Source organism: Pseudomonas sp. SWRI154, assembly GCF_014268645.1.
Classification (GTDB): domain Bacteria; phylum Pseudomonadota; class Gammaproteobacteria; order Pseudomonadales; family Pseudomonadaceae; genus Aquipseudomonas; species Aquipseudomonas marvdashtae.
Genome location: NZ_JABWQW010000011.1, coordinates 80,125 through 100,455, shown reverse-complemented (window position 1 = coordinate 100,455; position 20,331 = coordinate 80,125). Strand labels below are relative to the sequence as shown.

The following is a 20,331-nucleotide window of genomic DNA, read 5'->3' as shown; positions in this document are numbered from 1 at the left end:
GCGCTCAGGCTTGCCGGGCCCTGATCAGCTTCTTGATCAAGGGGCGTCCGACCATCAGAAAGAACACCGGACCGCCGGCCACCAGATAAAAGTAATAGGTCACTGCTCGCCAGATCAGGATCGCCGCCGCCGCGGTGGATTTGCCCACCATGGGCGCCAGCAACGCCGCTGAGGTCAGCTCTGCCGCCCCGGCGCCGCCTGGTAGCAGGCTGAACTGTCCGGCGCTGAGGGAGAGCATCTGGATGAGAAAACTCCAGGCCCACTGCAAGTCCGCTCCCAGCCCTCTCAATGCCAGGTACAACACGCTGTAGCGCAAGGCCCAGTGCAGGCAAGTCAGGCCGAACACCTGGAAAAGCGTCTGCCGGGGCAATTTCAGGGTGTCGGTAAAAGCCGCCAGGAAATTCAGGATCTTGCGAGCCCAGCGCCGACGGGTCGTGGATTTCACCCTTAAGTGACGCAGCAACCGCGCGCCCAGCAGAATCAGCCGGCGATGATAGCGGGCTACCAGCACGCAGCAGAGAAGCCCGCCGAACAATGAAATCGCGCTCAGGGCGAGCATCCATTCCATGCGCTGGCTGAGATTCTGGAAGAGGGCGTAGAACAGAATGCCCAGCAAGGCGCAGAGGAAGAACAGCAAGTCGCTCAACTGATCCATCGCAAACACCGCGCTGCCATGGGCCGGACGCACGCCGTTGCGCGCCAGCAGCGCCATCAGCGTCAACGGGCCGCCACTGCCACCGGGTGTCGCGCACATGGCGAATTCGGTGGACATCACCACGCCAATGCTCTTGAGCCCACCAATGCGTCCTCGATGTTCACCCAGCAATAAGCGCAGGCGCACCGAGTTCAGGCCCCAGCAGAGCACGATCATGCCGAGCATGATCAGCAACAACGACAGCGGAAAGCGCTGCACGCGTGACCACATCTCGCCGCCGCCCAACAACATCGGAACCAGCAACGCCGTGAGCAGGGCGGCGCCCAGCCATAACAAGCGTTTCATGCGGCGCTGCTGACCCGCAGGCGCTGGGTTGCCAGCCAGCCGGCCTTGGTCATCGGCACGCGGCCATCCTCAAGCAGACGCTCCAGGGTCTGCAGCCAATAGTCGCGGGAAAAGTCGTGGCGCATATCCACCGGGTGCAGCCCCAGCCGAATTACCGGTGCCTGGCGCCAACGCTGTTGGCGCTGATCGCTGATGATTTTCGACAGGCCCCGGCGCCAGGCACTTCGGGCGCTCCAGACCAGGCCGGGGGCATCGACCTTGGTGAAGTCCGGCAAGTGGTAAAGGTGCTGGGTGTCGCTGGTATAACTCAGGGGCAATTGGCGCAAGGCTCGGCGGGTGCCCTCGCTCATCAACCAGGCCGGCGCGACAAAGCCTTCCAGCGGCCATCGATAGCGCTGGAAGAGTTCAACGCCTGCGTGCAGGCGGGTGAGGGCGGCTTCCTCGGACAAGTGGTAGAACTCGCCTTCATGGGTATAGACCCGGCGCATGAACCAGTCCTTGGGATGAACGGCGGGCGGGCCGTCGTCGCAATGGTAGTAACCATGCAGGACCAGTTCGTCGCCGCGTTCGACACGGCTGTCGAGCAAGCGCCTGAAGTCCGGATGATTGTCCAGAGCGCTGGCATGGTGAAAATCCGGCACCACCAGCCAGGTCATCGGCACTTGGCCGAGGGCGTCGACGGCTGCGACGAAGGGCTGGTAGTCGGGCCAGGTCTGCGGCGCGACGTCATGAAGCACCACCAGCAGGCTGGGTGAAGGGTTCATCGCCATGGGGTTCGCCTCAACCATTGGCCAGCAGCGGCATCTCTGCGCCCAGCACGCTGTAATAGTGGCCCAACAGGCTGTTGACCACCGAATCCCAGGCGTAATGACGTTCCACGTGGCGGCGTGCCCTTGCGCCGCGCTGCTGACAGCCCTCGGCGAACAGTTGGCGCACCGCATTGGCCATGGCCTGCGGGTTGTTGGGCGTGCATAACAGGCCGCACTCTTCCTGGACGATTTCGCTGAACGCGCCCGCTGCGACCGCCACCACCGGAATGCCGCTGGCCATGGCTTCGAGGATGACCAGGCCGAACGTCTCCTGGTCGCCGGCATGCAGCAGCGCGTCAGCGCTGGCCATCAGCCGGGCGACTTGCGGCGCCGGGCAGAACTCGTCGATCACGGTGACATTGTCCGGCACCAGGGCTGGCATCGAAGAGCCCACCAGCAACAGGTGATAGCGCTCGCCCAGGCGTTGCATGCACTTGAGCAGCACCGGCAGGTTCTTTTCCTTGGAGCCGCGACCGGCGAAAATCAACAGTCGCGCGTCTTCGGCGATGCCCAGCTCGGCCCGCAGCTCCGGGTCTCGAGCGGCGGGGTTGAAGGTTTGCAGGTCCACACCCAGAGGCTGCACATGGACATTCCTGACGCCCAGCCCGGTCAACTTATCGGCCATGACCTGGCTCGGCGCCAATACCCGGTCGAAGTTGCCGTACAACTTGCTGACATAGGCTTCGATGTTGGGCGTGAACCAGTTCCCCATGCGGTTGCTCACCAGCAGGGGCAGGTCGGAGTGATAGAAACCGATCACGGGGACGTCAAGCTGCCGCCGGGCATCCAGGGCAGCCCAGGCGGTGAGATAGGGGTCGCCGACTTCAATCAGATCCGGTTGCAGATCGCGCAGGACATTACGCCAGGGGGCCAGGCGAAGCGGGAAGCGGTAGCCCTTGCCGAACGGCAGGGGAGGCGCTGGAACCTTGTAGATGCCGTCCTGCTCGCTCAAATGCGCGCCGGGAATCAAGAGGCTGTGGCGTATGCCGGGCCGATTGCCCAGGCGCCGGTGCTTGGCATCCAGATAAGTGCGCACGCCGCCGCTGGCGGGGGCGTAGAACATGGTGATGTCCGCTATATGCACGATGAACGTCCCTCCGGTCTGTGTTCTCCCTTGTTGACCTTTAGTAAGAATAGATGTTCGGTTGGGTTGTGGTGACGTAGCGATACGGCATGAGACCTGGCGAAGTTTTTGTTTCCAGCGCCAGGGTCGTAATGTCCCAGGCATGCTTTTATATAAGCGTGCAATATGGCGTCATATCGCAAACATCACGGGTGACCAAATGCCTGACTCATCGCAACTCATCATCGGGGCCGACCTCGCCGGCCAACCAGTGGCCCAGGCCATGCGTCTGGCGAACCGACATGGCTTGGTGGCGGGTGCCACCGGCACGGGCAAGACCGTCACCTTGCAACGCCTGGCCGAGATGTTCAGCGATGCCGGCGTGGCGGTATTCGCGGCGGACATCAAGGGCGATCTATGTGGCCTTGGTGCCGCCGGCAATCCCCAGGGCAAGATCGCCGAGCGCATCGCTGGCATGCCCTGGCTTGGCCACACGCCCCAGGCCTACCCGGTTACCTTGTGGGATATTCACGGCCAATCCGGTCATCCGTTGCGCACGACCTTGAGTGAAATGGGGCCGTTGCTGCTCGGTAGCCTGCTGGAGCTGACGGACAGCCAGCAATCGGCGTTGTACGCGGCGTTCAAGGTGGCCGACCGTGAGGGGCTATTGCTGCTGGACCTCAAGGATTTGAAGGCGCTGCTCAACCACCTCAAGGACAATCCCGAGTTGCTGGGGGACGATGCGGCCTTGATGACCACCGGCTCCAGCCAGGCCTTGATGCGACGCTTGTCGACACTGGAGCAGCAAGGCGCAGATGCGCTGTTCGGCGAGCCGGCGTTGCAACTCGAAGACATCCTGCAACCGGCCAGTGATGGCCGCGGCCGGATTCATCTGCTGGACGCCAGTCGCCTGGTCCATGAGGCACCCAAGGTCTACGCGACGTTCCTGTTGTGGCTGTTGGCCGAGCTGTTCGAGCAACTGCCCGAGCGCGGCGACGCGGATAAACCCCTGCTGGCGCTGTTTTTCGACGAGGCGCATTTGTTATTTGCCGGTACGCCCAAGGCGTTGCAGGAGCGGCTGGAGCAAGTGGTGCGGCTGATTCGCTCCAAGGGTGTCGGGGTGTATTTCGTGACCCAGTCGCCGGGCGACTTGCCAGACGATGTGCTGGCGCAGTTGGGGTTGCGCATCCAGCACGGCTTGCGGGCGTTTACCGCCAAGGAGCAGAAATCCCTGCGGGCGGTCGCGGACGGTTTTCGACCGAACCCGCAATTCGATGCCTTGTCGGTGCTGACCGAGCTGGGCATCGGCGAGGCCCTGGTGGGCACCTTGCAAGAAAAAGGCACGCCGGAAATGGTCCAGCGCGTGCTGGTGGCGCCGCCGCAGTCGCGCATCGGGCCGCTGACCGAGGCCGAGCGCGCCGCACTGATCGCCGGCTCGGCGTTGCAGGGGCGCTATGACAAACCCATCGACCGCGAGTCTGCCTATGAAGTGCTGATGGGGCGCAAGGGGTTGGAGCCGCAGGCCGAAGCAGCGCCGGGAAAACCGACCGCGCAAGAGCCGAGCTTTACTGAAAAGGCCGGTGAGTTCCTCGGCACCGCGGCCGGCCAGGCGTTGAAATCGGCGATGCGCCAGGCGGCCAACCAACTGGGGCGGCAATTGGTACGTGGGTTGATGGGGTCGTTGCTGGGAGGCAGCAAGCGCCGCTAATCGCGGCGCAAGCTGAGGGACAGGCGCCCAAAGTACTTAGTCCTTGGGTTTGGCGTGCGCCGCCAATCGCTCCAGCGCCGCCCGCAGCTTGGGATCGCTGATGCCTTCGGCCGTGGCCTGGATAGTCGCGGCCGCATCGGTGGACAGGTCCAGCGTATGGCCCTTGACGGCGGCCTGTACGGTGGGCGGCTGAACCTTGAACAGGATCCGCGTCAGGTTGGCGAACTCATCGAAAACCTGCAATTGACGCAGCAGGCGCTTTTGCTGGTAGCGCAAGCGCGTGGCCCAATGGCCGTCGGTGACAATCAGCAGCAAACTGCCTTCGCGCCATGACGCCACGTGGCAATGCTCGCGTGCGGCCGGCTGCAACTGACTGTCCAGCAGCCGTTGCAAGTGGCCCAGGCGCTTGGCGTGGCCGAAGATCGCTTTCAGCGGTTTGGCTTCGCGCAGAAGCACGGCAGGCGCCTTGGCTGGAAGAGGGCGGAAGGCCATGAATGAATACCGCAAGTGACAGAGGCGCCATGGTAGCAGAAAGCATCCGATGCGCTCTTTGCACAGCTGCCAAGCGGCATTTTACCTGCACAATCAATCAGTAACTTCTGCGTTTTGTGGGTTGAAGTTCGCGCAAAAGCCCTTATTTTAGGGAAGCCCCGTCACAGCGCTGTGCCAGCATCGTGGAATAACGCCACTTTCCTCACCATCGTTTCCGGGTAGAATGCTCGTTCGCATGCGGCCATGAGGGCTGCACGGGCGACTCATGGGGCCGCCCTCCATCCCTTTAGTGTGGAAGATCCTGCCGATATGTTTGCGCCTTTGTTAAAGAAACTTTTTGGAAGCAAGAACGAGCGTGAAGTCAAACGCATGCTCAAGACGGTACAGACTGTCAATGCCTTCGAAGAGCAAATGGTGGCCCTTTCGGACGATCAGTTACGCGCCAAGACTGCCGAATTCAAGGACCGCTTCGCCAAGGGCGAGACCCTTGACCAACTCCTGCCCGAAGCCTTTGCGGTCTGCCGCGAAGCCGGCAAGCGGGTCATGGGCATGCGTCACTTCGACGTCCAGTTGATCGGCGGCATGACCTTGCACGAAGGCAAGATCGCCGAAATGCGCACCGGTGAAGGCAAGACCCTCGTGGCCACCTTGGCGGTGTACCTCAACGCATTGTCCGGCAAGGGCGTGCACGTGGTGACGGTCAACGACTACCTGGCCCGCCGCGACGCCAACTGGATGCGCCCGCTCTACGAATTCCTCGGCCTGACCGTTGGCGTGGTCACACCGTTCCAGCCGCCAGAAGAGAAGCGTGCCGCCTACGCCTCGGACATCACCTACGGCACCAACAACGAATTCGGTTTCGACTACCTGCGCGACAACATGGCGTTCAGCATGGATGAAAAATTCCAGCGTGAACTCAACTTTGCCGTGATCGATGAAGTCGACTCCATCCTCATCGACGAAGCCCGTACCCCGCTGATCATTTCCGGTCAGGCCGAGGACAGCTCGAAGCTGTACATCGAGATCAACAAGCTGATCCCGCAGCTCACCTTGCACGTCGAGGAAGTCGAAGGCGAAGTGACCAAGGCCGGGCACTACACCGTCGACGAGAAGACCCGTCAGGTCGAGCTCAACGAAGCCGGTCACCAGTTCGTCGAGGAAATGCTGACCCGCGTCGGCCTGCTGGCCGAAGGCGAGAGCCTGTATTCGGCACACAACCTGGGCCTGCTGACCCACGTCTACGCCGGCCTGCGTGCCCACAAGCTGTTCAATCGCAATGTCGAGTACATCGTGCAGGACGGCCAGGTCGTGCTGGTGGATGAACACACCGGTCGCACCATGCCGGGCCGTCGCTTGTCCGAAGGCTTGCACCAGGCCATCGAAGCCAAGGAAGGCCTGAACATCCAGGCTGAAAGCCAGACCCTGGCCTCGACCACCTTCCAGAACTACTTCCGCCTGTACAACAAGCTGTCCGGCATGACCGGTACCGCTGACACCGAAGCGTTCGAATTCCATCAGATCTACGGCCTGCAAGTGGTGGTGATTCCGCCGAACAAGCCGCTGGCGCGTAAAGACTACAACGACCTGGTGTTCCTGACCGCCGAAGAGAAATACGCGGCGATCATCAATGACATCAAGGAAGGCATGGCCCAGGGCCGTCCGATCCTGGTGGGTACCGCCACCATCGAGACCTCCGAGCACATGTCTGCCCTGCTCGACAAGGAAGGCATCGAGCACAAGGTCCTCAACGCCAAGTTCCACGAGAAGGAAGCCGAGATCATCGCCCAGGCCGGTCGCCCGGGTGCGTTGACCATCGCTACCAACATGGCCGGCCGTGGTACCGACATCCTGCTGGGCGGCAACTGGGAAGTGGAAGTGGCTTCCCTGGAAAACCCGACCCCCGAGCAAATCGCGCAAATCAAGGCCGACTGGCAGAAGCGCCACCAACAGGTGCTCGAATCCGGCGGTTTGCAGGTGATTGCTTCCGAGCGCCACGAATCGCGCCGTATCGACAACCAGTTGCGTGGTCGTGCCGGTCGCCAGGGTGACGCCGGCTCCAGCCGTTTCTACCTGTCGCTGGAAGACAGCCTGATGCGCATATTCGCCTCTGACCGGGTGAAGAATTTCATGAAGGCCTTGGGCATGCAGCCGGGCGAGGCGATCGAACACCGCATGGTGACCAACGCCATCGAGAAGGCGCAGCGCAAGGTTGAAGGCCGTAACTTCGATATCCGCAAGCAATTGCTGGAGTTCGACGACGTCAACAACGAGCAGCGCAAAGTGATCTATCACATGCGCAATAGCCTGCTGGCCGCCGACGACATTGGCGAAACCATCGCCGATTTCCGCCGCGAAGTGCTCGACGCTACCGTCAGTGCGCACATTCCACCGCAATCGTTGCCGGAACAGTGGGACGTCGCGGGCCTGGAAGCCTCCTTGCGCAGCGATTTTGGCGTGTCGTTGCCGATCCAGCAGTGGCTCGATGAAGACGACAAGCTGTACGAAGAAACCCTGCGCGAGAAGTTGCTTGCCGAGCTGATCGTTGCGTACAACGAAAAAGAAGACCAGGCCGGCGCCGAGGCACTGCGTTCCTTCGAGAAGCAGATTGTGCTGCGCGTCCTCGACGACCTGTGGAAAGACCACCTGTCGACCATGGACCACCTGCGTCACGGTATTCACTTGCGCGGCTACGCCCAGAAGAATCCGAAGCAGGAGTACAAGCGCGAGTCCTTCACGCTGTTCTCCGAGCTGCTGGATTCGATCAAGCGCGACTCGATCCGGGTCCTGTCCCACGTCCAGGTTCGTCGCGAAGACCCGGTCGAAGAAGAAGCCCGCCTGCGCCAGGAAGCCGAAGCCCTGGCCGCGCGCATGCAGTTCGAACACGCCGAAGCCCCAGGCCTGGAAGTCGTCCAGGCGATGGAAGAGGGTGTCGATGTGGATGTCGCCTTGGCAACCACGCCGGTACGCAACGAACAGAAGTTGGGCCGCAACGAACTGTGCTATTGCGGTTCGGGCAAGAAATACAAGCATTGCCACGGGCAGATCCAGTAACCCCGTTCCAACGCTGAACGACCCCGCGCCGCGACCGGACTCTATCCGTCGCGGCGTTTTGCCATTTTGAATCGCCGTCTCGATGAAGACGGCGTCGATAGACATCTCATTTAGGAGCGCATTCATGGCTGTTGGTCTTGGTCCGTTGCCAACGTTGCACCCGGTTGCCGGTTTTGAACTCGGCATTGCCTCGGCGGGCATCAAGCGCCCCGGGCGCAAGGATGTCGTGGTCATGCGTTGTGCCGAAGGCTCGACGGTGGCTGGCGTGTTCACGCTCAATGCCTTTTGCGCCGCGCCGGTCATCCTGGCCAAGCAGCGCGTGCAAGGATCGGTGCGTTATCTGCTGACCAACACCGGCAACGCCAACGCCGGCACGGGCGCGCCAGGCCTGGCCGCCGCCGAGCGCACCTGCGCCAGGCTGGCGGAACTGACCGGCGTCGACGCCAGCCAGGTGCTGCCGTATTCCACCGGCGTGATTGGCGAGCCGCTGCCAGTCGAGAAGATCGAAGGCGCGTTGCAGGCTGCCCTCGATGATCTCTCGGAAAACAATTGGGCTGCGGCCGCCACCGGCATCATGACCACCGACACCCTGCCCAAGGGTGCGAGCCGCCAGTTCCAGCACGACGGCGTGACCGTTACCGTGACTGGCATCAGCAAAGGCGCGGGCATGATCCGCCCGAACATGGCGACCATGCTCGGCTACATCGCCACCGACGCCAAGGTCTCCCGCCAAGTGCTGCAAGACCTGATGCTCGACGGCGCGAACAAGTCGTTCAACCGCATCACCATCGACGGCGACACCTCCACCAATGACTGCTGCATGCTGATTGCCACGGGCAAGGCCAACCTGCCGGAGATCACCGAAGCCAGCGGTTCGCTGTTCGCCGCTCTCAAGCAGGCCGTGTTCGAGGTGTGCATGGAAGTGGCCCAGGCCATCGTCCGTGACGGCGAAGGCGCGACCAAATTCGTGACCGTGCAGGTCAACGGCGGTGGCAATCACCAGGAATGCCTGGACGTCGGCTACACCGTCGCGCACTCGCCGCTGATCAAGACCGCATTGTTCGCCTCCGACCCGAACTGGGGCCGGATCCTTGCCGCCGTCGGCCGGGCCGGCGTGCCGGACTTGGACGTGAGCAAGATCGACGTGTTCCTCGGCGACGTCTGCATCGCCAGCCAAGGCGCCCGCGCTGCGACCTATACCGAAGCCCAAGGCGCGGCGGTAATGCAGCAGGAAGAAATCACCATCCGCATCGAACTGGGACGGGGTGATTGCAGCGAAACGATCTGGACCACCGACCTGTCCCACGAGTACGTGAAGATCAACGCTGAGTATCGGACTTGAACCGCTCGGGACCGAACTGCTCCCATCGCGATTAAGGAATCACATGAGCCTGCACCTGATCATTGGCGACAAGCGCACCTCCTCCTGGTCCCTGCGCACGTATCAAGTGCAGTTGCCGGAAGTCGACGCGGCCTATGTCGAAACCCTTTATCAATGGCCGGCGTTCAAGGCCTGGCAACAGGCTGGCCTGGAGGAAATTTCGCGGTGAAACGAGTACACGTAGCGGCGGCGGTCATTCGTGACGCCACCGGCAAGATCCTCATCGCCCGACGGGCCGATTCCCAGCATCAAGGTGGCCTGTGGGAATTTCCTGGCGGCAAGGTCGAGGCGGATGAATCCGTTGAAACTGCCCTGGCCCGCGAACTGCATGAAGAACTGGGCATTGTCGTAGGCACTGCCCGACCGCTGATCAAGGTGCGCCACGATTATCCTGACAAACAGGTGTTGCTGGATGTCTGGGAAGTCTCGACCTTCACCGGCGAGCCCCATGGTGCCGAAGGACAACCGCTGGCCTGGGTGACCACTCGGGAGCTTGCGAACTACGAGTTTCCGGCGGCCAATCAGCCAATCGTCGCGGCGGCCCGATTGCCCGGCGAGTACCTGATTACCCCTGAAGGCCTGGAAACCCCGGCTCTGCTGCGGGGGATGCAGAAAGCTATCGCCGGCGGGATCAAGCTGATCCAGCTGCGCGCCCCTAACGGCTATGACCCGAAATACCGCGATCTGGCGGTGGATGCCGCCGGGCTTTGTGCGGGCAAGGCCCAGTTGATGCTCAAGGGGCCGTTTGAATGGTTGGGCGATTTCCCTTCCGCGGGCTGGCACATCACCGCCGCGCAACTGCGCAAGCACGCAGCGGCCGGCCGACCGTTCGGCAAGGATCGCTGGCTGGCGGCTTCTTGTCACAACGCCGAGGAATTGTCCCTGGCGCAGCAGATGGACGTGGACTTCGTGACACTGTCGCCCGTACAGCCGACCCAGACCCATCCGGATGCACAGCCGTTGGGGTGGGAAGAAGCGGCGCGGTTGATCGACGGCTTCGATAAGCCCGTTTATTTGCTGGGCGGGGTCGGGCCTGGCGAGCAGCAGAAAGCCTGGGCGGCCGGGGCCCAGGGCGTGGCGGGGATTAGGGCGTTCTGGCCTGAGGCTTGAGTGATCACTGCGCAGGCTTGGCTGCCGCCTGCCAAAGCACTTCTGCAATTGCCTGGCGACGGGCAATGATCCGCGCCGCTACGAACAGCAGGTCCGATAACCGATTGATATAGGCAAGCCCCGGCCCTGCCAACGGCTCCACGGCGTTCAACTGTTGGCAACGGCGCTCGGCGCCGCGGGCCAGGCTCCGGCACACATGGGCCTGGGCTATCAAGGTCGAGCCACCGGGCAGGATGAAATTCTCCAACGGCCCCAGTTCTTCGTTCCATACGTCGATGGCCGCTTCCAGGCGTTCGACTTCCGCCATGTTCAGTGCCTGATAAGCCGGCATCGCCAGCTCGCCACCCAGGTCGAACAACCGGTGCTGACAGGGCGCCAGCACCTCGACGACTTCCTCCAGTGCCGGATACTGGCCCATTTCATTGGCCAGCCCGGCCAGCAGCAATCCCAACTGGCTGTTCAACGTATCCACTTCGCCGATCGCCTCGACCCGTGGATGGTCCTTCGCTACGCGGCGGCCATCACCCAAGCCGGTTTCACCTTTGTCACCGGTGCGGGTGTAAATCTTCGACAGGCGAAAACCCATGTTCAGCGCTCCACTTGCTTATGTTCTTGCGCCACCATCGAAGTGCCCGCCAGGGGCAGGCGCAAGGTGAAGCAAGTGCCTTGGCCCGGCGCTGATTGCACTTCCATCTGGCCCTTGTGGTTGTTGGTAATGATGAAATACGACACCGACAGCCCGAGCCCCGTACCCTGGCCGATTTCCTTGGTGGTGAAGAACGGTTCGAAGGTGCGCTTGCGCACGTTTTCGCTCATGCCGATGCCATTGTCCTCGACCTGGATTTCCGCCCACGGCGGGTTCAGCCGGGTACGCAAGATGATGCGGCCGGGCTCGCCGTCGTCCTGGCGCTGGTGAATGGCCTGGGCGGCGTTCTTCAACAGATTCAGCAGAACCTGTTCCAATTCGTTGGCCGTGCCGGGGACCGGGCCCAGGTTCGGGTCGAATTGGCGAATGATCGCCTGGCCCTTGAAGTCGAAACCAATCGCCAGGTCGAAGTCGTTGCCGGCGATCTCCACCGCCTGGTCGATCAGCGCCGGCAGGTCGCAGGGCGCCATCTGCCGGGTACTGCGTCGGCTGAAGCTGAGCATGTGGGTGACGATTTTGGCGGCGCGAGCGCCGGCCTGCTGGATGCCGTCGAGTAATTGCGGGATCTCCCGGCTTTCCAGGTAGCGATTGACCACCGGCAACTCGATCCCCAATTGCTCGGCCTGATCGAGGTTCTTGGGCAGTTCCGCTGACAGGCGCCGGCGAATGTTCTGCACGTTGTGCAGGATCGCCCCCAGCGGGTTGTTGATCTCATGGGCCATGCCCGCTGCGAGGCCACCCACCGAGAGCATTTTTTCCGACTGCACCATCATTTCCTCCAGCGACAGGCGCTGGGTGATGTCGTCGATGCGGATCACCACGCCCCGTCCGGCGCCGCCCATCAACGGATAGAAAGTCAGGGCGTAGTGCTTGGCTTCATCGTCCTTGGTCCAGGTGACGCGTTCGATCTTGGCGACCGTGTGTTGTTCGACCGTCTGCTTGAGCTGTGGCAGATAGGGCTTGAGCGGTTCGAAGGCGAGGAAGATCGGCTGGTTCAACGCCTCATCCAGCCGAGTGCCGGAAAGGGCGCTGGCTTCCTGGTTCCATTGGGTGACATAGAGTTGTTCGTCGAGGGCGATCAGCGCCGACGGCATGGAGTCGATGATGCTGTTGAGGTAGTTCTGGAAGCCCGTGAGCTTTTTCTCGATCTTGCTGCGCACCTGGACTTCCAGCTCCAGCTTGCGGTTGGTGTGGCGGGTTTCTTCCGCCAGGCCCTGGGCCTGGTCGTAGGCCGCCTGGGAATCGTCCCGCGCGCGCTTGAGCTGCTGCTCCCGCGCTTCGATCCGCGACAGCATGGTGTTGAACGCCTCGGCCAGGCTGCCGATCTCGTCATGGTTGCCTCGGCCGGCACGCAGGGAATAGTTTTCCTCGCGGGTAACCTGGCGCGACAGTTCTTCGAGTTGGTGAATCGGCTGGGTAATCAGTCGCTTGATCTGCTGGGCAATGATCAACCACAGCAGCACGCTGAAAATCAGTATGCCGAGGCTGGCAGTCAGCGTGCCGGTGTAGAAGGCGGTGGGCAATTCGCTGCTGGCGACCAGCAACAAATGGCCGGGTTGGGTACCGGGACGGGGCAGGGTGATGACTTGGTTGCTGCGAAACTCCCCGGCCTGCCAGGTTTGCATATGGCGAAAGTGCTCCGGCAACCTGAGCTTTTCACCCTGTTGCAACTCGGCCAGGCGTTCACCGCGACCGTCATACAGCGCCGCTGCCCGCAGGGGCGCATAGCTGTTGAGTTCATCGAGCAGGCGCTGGGCGCTTTGCGGCGACTGCAGCGCGTCGGAGATCAGGCTCGGGTTGGCCACCAGCCGGCCGATGGTCTGCAAGGCCTGCGGGGCCATGCTTTCCTGGGAAATGTAGTAGGCCGCGCTGATGAAGGTCAGGTTCGCCACCAGCAAAACGGTGGTCAACAATACCAACAGGGCCGCCAGCAGTTTCTGGCCGACCGGGAGGTTTTCAAGGCGCTGGCGCAATGGCATCTGACTCGTCGCTAAAAAGGAACACGTGGGCCAGCGTAGCCGCTGCTCAGTCGCTGGGCAATCCGAGGTTGTCCAAGTGGACAATCAGGCGTTGGCGCATTTGTTCAAGATGCGGCACGGCCACGCCATGACGTTGTGCGACCGCGCAGGCATGGCCGAGCAAATAGCTGATTTCGGTGCGGCGCAGCTTGGCGACATCCTGGTACATCGACGAATAGTTGTGAGCGGTGGCCTGGATGACCCGTTCGACTTCGGCCGGTAAGTCTTCGGCTGCCGCGGGCTGGCCGCAGCGCTCAAGCAGGTCGCTGAGTTCCGCGCACAAGGTCGCCACTTCGCAGCGGTGCTCCTGCAAGCCGCCGTTCTTGCAATGGTGCAGCACGGTGAGGGGATTGATCGCACAGTTGAGGGCCAGTTTGCGCCACAGGCGAGTGAGAATATCGGCGCTCCATTCGTGTGGGATGCCGGCAGCGCTCAGGTCATCCAGCCAGACTGGCGCCACCGGGTGCGCGGGGTCGCCCAGCCAAGTGTAGCCATGGCCGGCGAACACCACGCGCCAATCACCGTCGCGGAACGCGCCTTCGGTGCTGGAGGCGCAGATGCAGCGGGCCAGGGGGACGCGGTTCGCCACCGCATCCTGGCTGCCGAGGCCGTTCTGCAGCAGGATCAGTTCCGTCTCGGCACTCAGTCGATGGGCGACCGAAGCCACCGCCGCTTCCGCGTCATAGGCCTTGCAAGCCAGCAGCAAGCGCTGGATGGGTTCGGGGCTTTGCGCGGTTTCGCCGGGCACCGGGTAACACTGCGCCTGGCCCTGTTCCACCAGCGTCAGGCCACCACTTGCCCGGTAAGCCTGCAACCGCTGCTCATTGCGCAGCACCAGTCGCACCGGCAGGCCGGCCCGGGCCAGGCGCGTCGCCCACAGCGTGCCGAGGCTGCCGGCTCCCAGGACATGCCAGGTGGTGGACATCAGTTTTTTACTCGCTTTGACGCTGGCATCTGAGGGGCTCGCGGTAACGACGGGAAAAGACCCGTTATAATGAGCCCGATTTTAACCACAAGCCAAGTGCGCGCCTTTGTCATGAGCGCGCCTTTTTATTTGGAGAACACTACATGCCGTCATTCGACGTGGTATCCGAACTGGACAAACACGAAGTCACCAACGCCGTTGAAAACGCCGTCAAGGAACTCGACCGTCGGTATGACCTCAAGGGCAAGGGCAGTTTCGAGTTCAAGGAAAAGGACTTGACCGTCAACCTGACCGCCGAGGCCGAGTTCCAGCTCGAGGCGATGATCGAGATCCTCAAGCTGGCGCTGGTCAAGCGCAAGATCGATGTGCAATGCCTCGAGGTCAAGGAAGCCTACGCCTCGGGCAAGCTGATGAAGCAGGAAGCCGTGCTCAAGGAAGGCATCGACAAGGAACTGGCGAAGAAGATCGTCGCCCACATCAAGGACGCCAAGCTCAAGGTCCAGGCCGCCATCCAGGGTGAGCAGGTGCGTGTGACCGGCAAGAAGCGTGACGACTTGCAGGAAGCCATTGCCGCGCTGCGCGGCAAGGAGTTTGGTATGCCGCTACAGTTCAATAACTTCCGCGACTGACACTCGGTTGTGTAGAAACACTGTGGCGAGGGAGCTTGCTCCCGCTGGCTGCGCAGCAGCCCCTCTGTTGGGCGCTACGCAGCCCAGTGGGAGCAAGCGCCCTCGCCACAATTGCGTGTAACGGGAACAAGGAGAACACGATGGACTTGAACGCTGAAGTGGACCACCTGGTCAAGGCTTCCCAGGCCTGGATACCGATGATCATGGAGTACGGCAGCCGCGTGCTGCTGGCGATCATTACCCTGGCGATCGGCTGGTGGCTGATCAACAAGGTGACGCAAAAGCTCGGGGCGCTGCTGGCCCTGCGTAACGCCGACCTGGCACTGCAAGGGTTCATCAGCACCCTGGCCAACATCATCCTGAAGGTATTACTGATCGTCAGCGTCGCCTCGATGATCGGCGTGGAAACCACGTCGTTCGTTGCGGCCATCGGCGCGGCCGGCCTGGCGATCGGCCTGGCATTGCAGGGCAGCCTGGCGAATTTCGCCGGCGGCGTGCTCATCCTGCTGTTCCGTCCGTTTCGCATCGGTGACTGGATCGAAGCCCAAGGCGTGGCGGGTACGGTCGACAGCATCCAGATCTTCCACACAGTCCTGCGCACCGGCGACAACAAGACGGTCATCGTGCCCAACGGCAATCTGTCGAACGGCATCATCACCAACACCAATCGCCAGCCGACCCGCAAAGTGGTATTTGATGTGGGCGTGGATTACCAGGCCGACCTGCAAAAAGCCCGGGAAGTATTACTGGAGTTGGCCAAGGATGAACGCGTATTGGCCGATCCTGCACCAGAAGCGGTGATTTCCACCTTGGGCGACAGCTCGATCACGGTGTCGCTGCGTATCTGGGTGAAGACCGCAGACTACTGGAACGTGATGTTCATGCTCAACGAGCAGGCGCGGGACCGCTTGAAGGATGCGGGCATTGATATTCCGTTTCCGCAACGGGTCATTCGGGTTGTTCAGGAGTCACCTGCCGCCTGAGGTGTTTGATCTTCGGATCAAGCTTCAGCGTAATAAAAAAGGCCCATCCGAAGATGGGCCTTTTTTTGATTACTGTGTACTGACTTTCGGCAATTACAGAACCGAAATCGGGTAGTCGACGATCAGGCGGAACTCTTTGACGTCGCCTTCAGTCTCGTCGGCGTTAGCGTAGTGCCAAGCTTGACGAATGCGGAAGGAAAGATCTTTGGCCGGGCCAGACTGAACAACGTACTTGGCTTCGAAGTTGGTTTCGTTATGTTTGCCATTGTCGCCATAACCCAAAGCGGCGTATGGGCTGGTGGCGTCCACTTTGGAACCGTCGATGTCCCAACCTTTGACGTAGCGGGTCATGAAGCTCAGACCAGGAACGCCGTACTCAGCCATCTTCAGGTCATAACGGATCTGGGCAGATTTCTCGTTAGGCGCGTTGAAGTCGGAGTACTGGATGGAGTTGGCCAGGAAGATCGAGTCGCCGCCGCGGTTGTTCTTGCCCACGCCGATGTAGTCGAACGGCGTATCACCGTTGATTTTCTGGAAGGCGAGGGTGACGGTGTGCGCTTTCAGGAACGAGAACGCCGCTGCCAGGGAGTACGCGGTGTTGCTGATGTCACCAGCCTTGGCGCTGCCGGTGTCGGTGGTGCGGTAGATGTTACCGTCCAGGTTCAGCGACTGATCGCCACCCATTGGGATGGTGTAGTTCAGGTTGCCGTAGTACTGGTTCCAGATGTCTTCCAGCTGGGCGCCGTATACCGATGCGCTCAGGTTGTCGGTGAAGGAGTACTTACCGCCGGCGTAGTCGATGGAGTTGGCTTCTACGCCAGCGTAGGTTGCGAACAGGCCGCCGTCACGGGCGTTGCGGTCTTGGCTGGTGGCCGAGTAGAAGTGACCGGCTTCGAGGTCAAGGTCTTTGATCTCGCTGCTCTGCAGTTGGAAACCGCTGGCAGTTTGAGGCAGGACGCGGGAACCACCGACAGCGAACACTGGAGCAGTGCTTGGCTGTTGGTCGCCGATTTTCAGCTCGGTCTTGGAGACGCGGAATTTGACCGCTGCGCCAGCTTTGCCTTGGCTGTCGTTGACGTCGCCATCGCCATCGACGCTCATGTTGCCGGTGCCGCGAGTGCCGTCACCGCCGTCCAGTTTCACGGCCAGGTAACCGAATGCATCAATGCCGACGCCTACGGTGCCTTGGGTGTAACCGGAGTTGAAGTTGCCCCAGATGCCCTGAGTCCAGTCTTTCTGGTCAGTAGAGCCATCTTTGCGGTCACGGTTGAAGTAGTAGTTGCGCAGCAGCAGTTTGGCGCTGGCGTCTTCAACGAAGCCTTTGGCTTCAGCCTGGTCACTTACGAAAGGTGCGGCCGAGGCCATTTGAGTACTGGCTGCTGCAGCAACGGCCAGTGCGATCATGCTCCACTTCATCACGCGCATCGTGATTTGCTCCTTTGGTTTTAAGAGTACTGCCGTCCCACCTGTTTTATTATCTGGGCGGCTCTTTCTTTTTGTGTCGGCGCAAACTTATATCACGTCGACATTCTTTGGCGATACTTGCCCATTCATCCTTTTAGCTTCTTTACGACCCTGTCGCCAATGGCTCGATCCATGTCGCATTTCAGCTGATCCGAGGTGTGCGGAATGACAACTTCAAGTTGTTCTTTGATTGCACGCTTCGGTGTAAAGAGTCCGTAAGTCCAACCTTGTAGCTCCTGAGGGCAGCCTTGCCACTTTAATTCTCGGGCCTGCAGGTTTCGCTTCCGCGATACCCTGTAGGCGATACGGGCATGAATGCAACAAGCATGCACAAACCCGGAATTCGTTGACATTTTTTTCACATTTTAGCTGCGGATGCGGTGAAACCTCATGAAACCGGGCTCCAAAGGCCTTGTTTTAAATGGGGTTGACTGCCAGGCAGCTGCCATGTTTGAAACCACTAAACCGCGCACGACAACTAAAAACGTTACCGGTTCACCCCTTCGGTGGGTAAAACACGGATGCTATGAGCACAGAGCGTAGACGCATTGTGCAGTTTTGGTGCAAAAAATCTTCACGCTGTACGAAAAGCGGACAGTCCCTGTGGCAGCTCTGCGCGTCATGCGCTTTTGCGGTTCGTGGTGCCCGGTACTGGTGCGCAGTGAACGTTGCGCCGTTCACAGGTATGCTGGCGGCCTGCGTCCGGATGCAGCCCCTGGGCCGCCAAATCGGACGCCGTCGATTAACGAGCGAGGAGTACGCCGGTGTTTGCCTTAGATCCACGATTGCAACAAGACACATTGCCCATCGGCGATTTCCCGCTGTGCCGCTTGCTCTTGTCCAACGACTCGAACTACCCGTGGTTCATCCTCGTGCCGCGACGGGAAAATATCAGCGAATTGTTTCAATTGGATGACGCTGATCAATTGCAGCTGTGGAAGGAAACCACGGCACTGGCCGAAACGCTCAAGGACTCGTTCGACGCCGACAAGCTGAATGTTGCAACCTTGGGTAACGTTGTCAGTCAATTGCACATGCATGTGATCGTACGCAAGCGGGAAGATGCCGCCTGGCCCGCACCGGTCTGGGGAAAGCATCCTGCCAAGCCGTATGAGACCGGGCAGATAGCGGCCATTCGCGAACGGTTGCGAGCCGTGTTGACCGATGATTTCAAGTTCCTGGAGGGCTGAAGCCATGAACCTTGAAGACCGTGTAACCGACCTTGAAAGCCGCCTGGCGTTTCAGGATGACACTATCCAGGCGTTGAATGACGTGCTGGTGGCGCAGCAACGAATTGTCGAGCGCCTGCAGCTGCAGATGGCGGCGTTGCTCAAGCGCCAGGAGGAAATGGCCGGCCAGTTCGAATCCTTTGAAGAAGAAGCGCCGCCACCGCATTACTGACCGGGCCGAACGGCAGGCAATAAAAAACCGCGAGCAGCCAGGCTGCATCGCGGTTTTTTTACGCCTGGATCAGCGGCGCGGGAGTGCGGCGATCACGTCTTCGGCCTGCAGGCCCTTGTCGCGGTGCATGACCGAGAACTCGACACGCTGACCTTCAACCAGGACGCGGTGGCCTTCGCCACGGATGGCCCGGAAATGCACGAAAATATCATCACCGGAATCGCGAGAAATGAAACCGAACCCTTTGGAGGTGTTGAACCACTTCACGGTGCCGGTATCACGGTTGGACATGTCGTAGTTCTGCGGTGCGGCGGCCGGCGACGACTTCTTGTAGAAGCTGACGGCCAGGTGCAGCAACACAGCGAGCAATGCCGCGGCCAGGCTGGACAGAATGGCGGGTTGGCCGCCGATTTCCGGCATGGGCGCCAGCAGGGTCAGGGTTTGCAGCGCAACAGCCAGCACCAGCAGCGCACTGACAAGGTTTTGCAGTTGATGACGTGGACCTTTGTTCCAGTAGGGAATTACGGGTGCCAGGGTCAGGTTGAGCAGGCCGAAAAAGGCCAGGTACAGCGCGTCGGGATGTTGCAGGTAAGGTGTGGCTTCGGAACCCAGGCTAGGGATGAAGGACAGCAGCAGGGCAGCTGCGCCCATTAGCAAGTGGACGATTTTCAACATTTTGATTGGCTCACGGTTAAGACAGATCACAAGGAAGAGCTGGTCCGGGGGCGGTTCGCTCCAGAACAATGAGAGGCGTAGGAACACGTACCCGAATCAGCCTATGCGCCGCGCCCGGGAAAAGAGGCGTAGCGACACACTGCCTATTTAACAGCAAAGCCCGGGCCTTCTCAAACGCGTTACGGGCGCGCGGGACGCTGTTCGTCGGCGGGAGGGACGGCGGGGCTCTTGAACGTGCCAGGCGATGGGTGTTGAATTTTCCAGGTTTGTCGGAACCCCTCGGCGTCCCGGCTTGTCGGTTCAGGACGGCTGGCGATTTGTCGCAGGCTACAGGGAGAGAGGCCCGCTAGAGTGCAATGGCCGCTGTCGAATTCATCACCGTCAGGAGATCAACCCACATGGCAATTGATATCGGTATCAGCGAAGAAGATCGCAAATCCATCGTCGACGGGCTTTCGCGCCTGTTGTCGGACACCTACGTGCTGTACCTCAAGACCCACAACTTCCACTGGAACGTCACCGGGCCGATGTTTCGGACCCTGCACCTGATGTTCGAGGAGCAATACAACGAACTGGCGTTGGCGGTGGACCTGATCGCCGAAAGAATCCGTGCGCTCGGCTTTCCGGCACCCGGCGCTTATTCGGTGTACGCACGCTTGTCTTCTATTAAGGAAGAAGAGGGCGTGCCTGGGGCCGAGGACATGATTCGACAATTGGTCGAGGGCCAGGAGGCGGTGACGCGTACAGCCCGTGGCATCTTTCCTTTGCTGGACAAGGTCAGCGACGAACCTACCGCCGACCTTTTGACCCAGCGTATGCAGGTCCACGAAAAAACCGCCTGGATGCTGCGTTCGCTGCTGGAAGATCAATAAGTCTGTACGGGTGATGGCGCTGCCGTTGGCGCCATCGCTTGCCGTCCCGTGTAGGAAGACATGATTTGTCGCCAGCTCCCCGTTGGCTTGTCCTACGTTGATGG

The 20,331-nt window shown here is 60.9% G+C and carries 18 protein-coding genes and 1 pseudogene; 10 read left to right on the top strand and 9 right to left on the bottom strand.

Annotated features, from left to right (window positions below; translation table 11 throughout):
- Window positions 1–4: 4 nt before the first annotated feature.
- The 3 genes from gpgF to gpgS are packed head-to-tail and all read right to left on the bottom strand — an operon-like array spanning window position 5 to window position 2,893.
- Complete coding sequence (gene gpgF, locus HU806_RS12660; RefSeq protein WP_186611685.1) at window positions 5–1,000, bottom strand: glucosaminyl phosphatidylglycerol flippase; 996 nt, start codon at window positions 998–1,000, stop codon at window positions 5–7.
- A complete protein-coding gene (gene gpgD / locus HU806_RS12655) occupies window positions 997–1,770 on the bottom strand; it encodes an N-acetylglucosaminyl phosphatidylglycerol deacetylase (RefSeq protein WP_527251148.1) in 774 nt (257 codons plus the stop codon). The genes gpgF and gpgD overlap by 4 nt, the downstream gene beginning before the upstream one ends.
- A 10-nt stretch (window positions 1,771–1,780) precedes the next feature.
- Window positions 1,781–2,893, bottom strand: coding sequence for an N-acetylglucosaminyl phosphatidylglycerol synthase (gpgS, locus tag HU806_RS12650; protein WP_496197670.1), 1,113 nt, complete (start codon window positions 2,891–2,893; stop codon window positions 1,781–1,783).
- A 199-nt stretch (window positions 2,894–3,092) separates the two neighbouring features.
- Here gpgS and HU806_RS12645 point away from each other — a divergent pair, with 199 nt between their 5' ends.
- Window positions 3,093–4,580, top strand: coding sequence for a helicase HerA-like domain-containing protein (locus tag HU806_RS12645; protein WP_186611683.1), 1,488 nt, complete (start codon window positions 3,093–3,095; stop codon window positions 4,578–4,580).
- Window positions 4,581–4,616: 36 nt separating this feature from the next.
- Here HU806_RS12645 and HU806_RS12640 read toward each other — a convergent pair whose 3' ends face one another.
- On the bottom strand, window positions 4,617–5,072 hold the full coding sequence (locus tag HU806_RS12640) for a DUF721 domain-containing protein (RefSeq protein WP_186611682.1): 456 nt from the start codon (window positions 5,070–5,072) through the stop codon (window positions 4,617–4,619).
- Between the two features lie 309 nt (window positions 5,073–5,381).
- Here HU806_RS12640 and secA point away from each other — a divergent pair, with 309 nt between their 5' ends.
- From secA to HU806_RS12620, 4 genes and pseudogenes are all read left to right on the top strand, one after another.
- Window positions 5,382–8,123 carry a preprotein translocase subunit SecA gene (secA, locus tag HU806_RS12635; RefSeq protein ID WP_186611681.1) on the top strand — a complete coding sequence of 914 codons (2,742 nt, stop codon included), beginning with the start codon at window positions 5,382–5,384 and terminating at the stop codon, window positions 8,121–8,123.
- A 124-nt stretch (window positions 8,124–8,247) separates the two neighbouring features.
- Window positions 8,248–9,465, top strand: coding sequence for a bifunctional glutamate N-acetyltransferase/amino-acid acetyltransferase ArgJ (gene argJ, locus HU806_RS12630; RefSeq protein ID WP_186611680.1), 1,218 nt, complete (start codon window positions 8,248–8,250; stop codon window positions 9,463–9,465).
- A 91-nt stretch (window positions 9,466–9,556) separates the two neighbouring features.
- Window positions 9,557–9,673 (top strand): annotated as a pseudogene (locus tag HU806_RS12625) (glutathione S-transferase); the annotation flags it as partial.
- Window positions 9,670–10,614 carry a Nudix family hydrolase gene (locus HU806_RS12620; RefSeq protein ID WP_186611679.1) on the top strand — a complete coding sequence of 315 codons (945 nt, stop codon included), beginning with the start codon at window positions 9,670–9,672 and terminating at the stop codon, window positions 10,612–10,614. The pseudogene HU806_RS12625 and the gene HU806_RS12620, both read left to right, overlap by 4 nt.
- 4 nt (window positions 10,615–10,618) lie before the next feature.
- On the opposite strand, the gene HU806_RS12615 is transcribed toward HU806_RS12620, so the two are convergent.
- The 3 genes from HU806_RS12615 to HU806_RS12605 are packed head-to-tail and all read right to left on the bottom strand — an operon-like array spanning window position 10,619 to window position 14,203.
- Window positions 10,619–11,200 (bottom strand): cob(I)yrinic acid a,c-diamide adenosyltransferase, encoded by a 582-nt coding sequence (locus HU806_RS12615; RefSeq protein ID WP_186611678.1) that lies wholly within the window; start codon window positions 11,198–11,200, stop codon window positions 10,619–10,621.
- Window positions 11,201–11,202: 2 nt separating this feature from the next.
- Window positions 11,203–13,239, bottom strand: a complete 2,037-nt coding sequence (locus HU806_RS12610) for a sensor histidine kinase (protein ID WP_186611677.1) — start codon at window positions 13,237–13,239, stop codon at window positions 11,203–11,205.
- A 46-nt stretch (window positions 13,240–13,285) separates the two neighbouring features.
- Window positions 13,286–14,203 (bottom strand): putative 2-dehydropantoate 2-reductase, encoded by a 918-nt coding sequence (locus tag HU806_RS12605; protein ID WP_186611676.1) that lies wholly within the window; start codon window positions 14,201–14,203, stop codon window positions 13,286–13,288.
- 143 nt (window positions 14,204–14,346) lie between these two features.
- Between HU806_RS12605 and HU806_RS12600 the strand changes: the two genes are divergently transcribed.
- Window positions 14,347–14,832, top strand: coding sequence for a YajQ family cyclic di-GMP-binding protein (locus HU806_RS12600; RefSeq protein WP_186611675.1), 486 nt, complete (start codon window positions 14,347–14,349; stop codon window positions 14,830–14,832).
- 140 nt (window positions 14,833–14,972) lie between these two features.
- Window positions 14,973–15,815: a mechanosensitive ion channel family protein gene (locus HU806_RS12595; protein ID WP_186611674.1), complete on the top strand. Its 843-nt coding sequence runs from the start codon at window positions 14,973–14,975 to the stop codon at window positions 15,813–15,815.
- A 93-nt stretch (window positions 15,816–15,908) separates the two neighbouring features.
- Here HU806_RS12595 and HU806_RS12590 read toward each other — a convergent pair whose 3' ends face one another.
- Entirely contained in the window at window positions 15,909–17,240 is a 1,332-nt protein-coding gene (locus HU806_RS12590) for an OprD family porin (protein WP_186611673.1), read from the bottom strand.
- A gap of 803 nt (window positions 17,241–18,043) precedes the next feature.
- On the opposite strand from HU806_RS12590, the gene HU806_RS12585 reads away from it, so the two are divergent.
- Both HU806_RS12585 and HU806_RS12580 read left to right on the top strand, forming a co-directional pair.
- The gene (locus HU806_RS12585) at window positions 18,044–18,469 is read left to right on the top strand and encodes an HIT domain-containing protein (RefSeq protein ID WP_186611672.1); all 426 of its coding nucleotides are present in this window, start codon (window positions 18,044–18,046) and stop codon (window positions 18,467–18,469) included.
- A 4-nt stretch (window positions 18,470–18,473) separates the two neighbouring features.
- Window positions 18,474–18,680 (top strand): SlyX family protein, encoded by a 207-nt coding sequence (locus tag HU806_RS12580; RefSeq protein ID WP_186611671.1) that lies wholly within the window; start codon window positions 18,474–18,476, stop codon window positions 18,678–18,680.
- A gap of 69 nt (window positions 18,681–18,749) precedes the next feature.
- Here HU806_RS12580 and HU806_RS26660 read toward each other — a convergent pair whose 3' ends face one another.
- The gene (locus tag HU806_RS26660; RefSeq protein WP_186611670.1) at window positions 18,750–19,355 is read right to left on the bottom strand and encodes a cold-shock protein; all 606 of its coding nucleotides are present in this window, start codon (window positions 19,353–19,355) and stop codon (window positions 18,750–18,752) included.
- Between the two features lie 398 nt (window positions 19,356–19,753).
- Here HU806_RS26660 and HU806_RS12570 point away from each other — a divergent pair, with 398 nt between their 5' ends.
- Complete coding sequence (locus tag HU806_RS12570) at window positions 19,754–20,227, top strand: Dps family protein (protein ID WP_186611669.1); 474 nt, start codon at window positions 19,754–19,756, stop codon at window positions 20,225–20,227.
- Window positions 20,228–20,331 lie beyond the last annotated feature (104 nt).